The sequence below is a fragment of the Pseudomonas sp. K5002 genome (genome assembly GCF_013386655.1).
Lineage (GTDB): Bacteria > Pseudomonadota > Gammaproteobacteria > Pseudomonadales > Pseudomonadaceae > Aquipseudomonas.
In genome coordinates this window covers 1-376 of sequence record NZ_JACARK010001606.1, presented here as the reverse complement: position 1 = coordinate 376, position 376 = coordinate 1, and the positions used below count along the sequence as shown (strand labels likewise).

The window sequence follows — 376 nt, the reverse complement described above, 5'->3', positions numbered from 1 at the left end:
CCCTGGGCCTGCAAGTGATCGAGCAGGCGCGGGTGATGTTGGGAGCGTTGCAGGCGATTCGCACCACCGTGGACGAAGCGCGGCCGATGCTGCGTGGGACGATTCGCATCGCGAGTTTCCCCATGGTGCTGGCGGTGTTCCTGCCGCCGCTGCTGCGTCGGTTCAACCAGCTTTATCCCGGCATCGAGGTCACGGCCCTGGAAGTGACCGACGATGAAGTGAACACCTTGCTCGACGCGAATCTGATCGACCTGGGCGTGGTGCTCAACCCGCCGTCCGAGCGCAATGCCGCCGTGCTGGGGCGCGATAACTGGGTGGCGGTGCTGCCGATGGCCCACGGGTTTTCCCGGCGCCCGGCGCAGGCAACGGTCACGCT

1 protein-coding gene is annotated in these 376 nt (G+C 66.5%); it reads left to right on the top strand.

Annotation, left to right across the window (positions count from 1 at the left end):
- On the top strand, nt 1-376 hold a 376-nt coding region (locus HX846_RS38225; protein WP_256740519.1), incomplete at both ends, for a LysR family transcriptional regulator.